The sequence below is a fragment of the Arthrobacter mobilis genome, from assembly GCF_012395835.1.
Lineage (GTDB): Bacteria > Actinomycetota > Actinomycetes > Actinomycetales > Micrococcaceae > Crystallibacter > Crystallibacter mobilis.
In genome coordinates this window covers 33,949-37,016 of record NZ_JAAZSQ010000022.1, presented here as the reverse complement: position 1 = coordinate 37,016, position 3,068 = coordinate 33,949, and the positions used below count along the sequence as shown (strand labels likewise).

The 3,068-nt window shown below is 69.8% G+C and carries 4 protein-coding genes; 3 read left to right on the top strand and 1 reads right to left on the bottom strand.

Going from position 1 to position 3,068, the window contains the following annotated elements; all coding sequences use genetic code 11:
• Positions 1–398: 398 nt before the first annotated feature.
• The 3 genes from HGG74_RS22180 (at position 399) to HGG74_RS17670 (ending at position 2,607) form a co-directional block, all read left to right on the top strand.
• Positions 399–1,262 carry an HNH endonuclease gene (locus HGG74_RS22180; RefSeq protein WP_168488496.1) on the top strand — a complete coding sequence of 288 codons (864 nt, stop codon included), beginning with the start codon at positions 399–401 and terminating at the stop codon, positions 1,260–1,262.
• A gap of 182 nt (positions 1,263–1,444) precedes the next feature.
• Positions 1,445–1,729 (top strand): hypothetical protein, encoded by a 285-nt coding sequence (locus HGG74_RS17675; RefSeq protein ID WP_168488494.1) that lies wholly within the window; start codon positions 1,445–1,447, stop codon positions 1,727–1,729.
• Positions 1,730–2,139: 410 nt separating this feature from the next.
• Positions 2,140–2,607 carry a GatB/YqeY domain-containing protein gene (locus HGG74_RS17670; protein WP_168488492.1) on the top strand — a complete coding sequence of 156 codons (468 nt, stop codon included), beginning with the start codon at positions 2,140–2,142 and terminating at the stop codon, positions 2,605–2,607.
• Between the two features lie 179 nt (positions 2,608–2,786).
• On the opposite strand, the gene HGG74_RS17665 is transcribed toward HGG74_RS17670, so the two are convergent.
• Positions 2,787–3,068, bottom strand: a 282-nt coding sequence (locus tag HGG74_RS17665; protein WP_168488490.1) for a hypothetical protein, incomplete at its 5' end; no start/stop codon positions are given.

The following is a 3,068-nucleotide window of genomic DNA, read 5'->3' as shown; positions in this document are numbered from 1 at the left end:
GACCTGGACATCCCCGCCGACACCGCCGCCGACACCACCGTACCGCTGAAGAAGTCCATCCGGGACGGCGTCCCCGCCTAGCCGGACCACCTCGACGGTCCCGTCGGCCGGACGCCGCCGCCGGGAGGGCCCCCGCCGTCGTCAACGCGGATGCGGCAGCCAGCTGCGCACAATGCCGCCGTCTGTGCCCCGGCGCGGCCGGCCCGAAGCCCCGCTCCCGGATGCCCAGGACGCTTGTCCAGGGCTTGTGGACCACGTCGTAGTTGTCCACGTCCTTGTCCGTCTCGCCTTCCTCCCGGTAGGAGGCCGCCGGGCCGGAAGCGCACTACGCTGGAGTGAACAGGGCCCGGCGGCATCGCACGGGCCGGCGGCGCGGTCCAAGGTCCGGAGGGAAGACAGTGGCGGCAATCATCCTGGCGTGGAAACCGGGAATCCGGGACGGTTGGCAGCCTGCCTACCCGGATGCCGTCGAGCATGTCGCCGAGGCAGGGACGTTCGCCGCCCGGTGGAGTGTCGGGCAGCGCCGGAACATCCCGGCCGGCACCGAAGCCTGGCTGCTGCTGCAGGGCCGGCACGCCCGCGGCCTGGTCGGCCACGCAACGGTGACTGCCGAACCCTATTCCGGAGCCGGCCTTGCGGCACCGGACGATGCCGTCAATTTCGTGGATCTGGCCGTCGACGCCCTGCTGCCGCGCGGCGAAGGGATTCCCGTCGACGAGCTGCTAGCGCGCGTGCCGGGCGTGCCGTGGAAGGCGGTGCGCAGTTCCGGCACGGTGCTCAAGGCCGAGCACGAGCCGGCCCTGCGCGCACTCTGGGCCGAAAATGTCCTGCCGTCCGGGCCGGACCCGACGCTGCCGGTGCCCGGAACGCTCCCCGGGCCCGCTGTCGAACGGGTCCTGGCGAACCGGTACGAGCGCGACCTGCAGGCCCGGCACGCCTGCATGGAGCACCACGGAACCAGCTGTTCCGCCTGCGGCTTCAACTTCGAGGCCGTCTACGGGGAGCTGGGGCACGGCTTCATCCACGTGCACCACGTCGTTCCAGCGGCGCTGCTGGGGCCGGCGTACGAGCTGGATCCGATTACGGACCTGGTCCCGCTGTGCGCCAACTGCCATGCGATGGCCCATGCCCGGGCGGACCTGGTCTCGCCTGGCGAGCTGCGCAGGATCCTCGGAACATCCCGCAGCGTCCTCGGGGACGTCGCCTCGCCGGAACAGGAAGCGGCCTGGGACGACGCCCGGCGCATCCTCGAACAGCGCTGAGCACCGGGGAACCTGCCAGGGCCGGCAGCGGGCCGGAGTTGCCTCGTGCCGGCCCGGGCGGCGCGGCGCAGCGTGACGTTCGCACAAGCTGCGCTTACGATATGGGGACCGCTAACAGGCGGCGCATCCGCAGGGTGCCGCGGGTACTGCGGAGCGCCGGCAGAATCAGGCAGGAGAACGCCTTGGCCGACGACATCAGTTTCTCCATGACGGCAACGCCGCGCCCGGGCGGCGAGCAGACCTTCCGTGACGACATCATGCAGCTCGCCGCAGGCCCGGTTGGCGGCGCCAGCTTCACGGTCGAGGAGCTGACTGATGCCAGTGCCACGCTGGCCGGGACGATTCCGGCGGAGCTTGCCACCAGCGACGGCGAACTGGCCAGCTACCTGCGGGATGAGATCGAGTCCCAGGAGGGCATCAGTCTGGACGTTGAAGTAACCATCAAGGGCGACGTCGAGGCCGGGTAGCGGAAGGGACGGAACCTGGGCCGGCGGGCGGCCCGTTGAGCCGGCTTCGGCCGGGGCGGCCGGGGGTCCGGCGAACGGTGCGGGCGCCGGACCCCCGACTGGTGGCGGAGCCTGGCTCAACGCCACCCTCCCGGGACAGGCCAAGCGATCCGTCCGGCCGTTGGGGGAGGGCCGCTGGATCGGTTAACCCGTGCTTGTAACGATAGCGGGGCCATCCGACGGTACAAGGGGCCGCGATCGAAAGTGTGCTTATCAGCGCGGAAATTCTTCCGTACCGGCCTCTGGCCGCGCTTTTTCCTGCGGACCGCAGGGCCTGTTGCCCCGTCCTTGGCCCGGTGCGGTCCGGCAGCGTGCAATCGCGCCACAATGGAGACAAGGCAGCAGGTCCATCCACCGCCACGAGGAGCACGATGAGCACAATGAAGGAGCGCCTGAAGGCAGACGTCACCGCCTACATGAAGGCCGGCAACAAGACCGCCCTGACCACGGTGAGGAACGTGCTGGGCGAAATCAGCACCAGGGAGAAGTCAGGCAAGACCCCGGTCGAACTGGACGACGCCCAGGTAATCTCCCTGCTGCAGAAGGAGGCGGCCAAGCGCCGCGACACTGCCCGCATCTACACGGAGGCAGGCGAGACCGGACGAGCCGCTGCCGAGATTGCCGAGGCTGAGGTCATCGAGGCCTACCTGCCCCAGCAACTGACCCGGGAAGAGGTGGAAGCCATCGTCGACGAGGTGATCGCCGAGCTGAAGGCCGAGGGTACGGAGCCGGCCCAGCGGCAGATGGGTGCCGTGATGAAGCCGGTCACCGCCAAGGTCGCCGGACGCTTTGACGGCAAGGCCGTCAGCGAGATCGTCCGCGCACGTCTCGGGACGTAGGCACACCGGCCGCAACCAAGGAGAGGCCCCGCCATACGGCGGGGCCTCTCCTTGGTTGCGGGTGCACCCGTGACCCGCACCGCCGCAGCCTTTGGCGCCGGACCTAGGCTCGGTGTGCTGTTTACCCACCGACGTTCCGCTGCCCAGGCCGTCGCTGGCACTGCTTCCGCCGCGTCGGGTCAGGTCGCGGGTGCGCAGTCGATGGTGAAGGTTTCGACGGTGGTGCCGGCCTTGACGGTCACGGTGTCGATGTTCTCGATGCCGGCGACCGTGGACAGGTCGTAGCTGCGGGTGTTCATCGATTCGTCCTTGGCCACGAAGCTGCCGCCGGAGTAGTACCCGATGTTGGAGATGTCCTTGGTGGAGCTGAGCACGCAGCCGGAGAGGGTGATCACGGCGGTGCTGCCGCCGTCGCCGGGGCTCTCTTCGCCGGTGCCGTCATCGGGAGCGGTGGCCGGCGG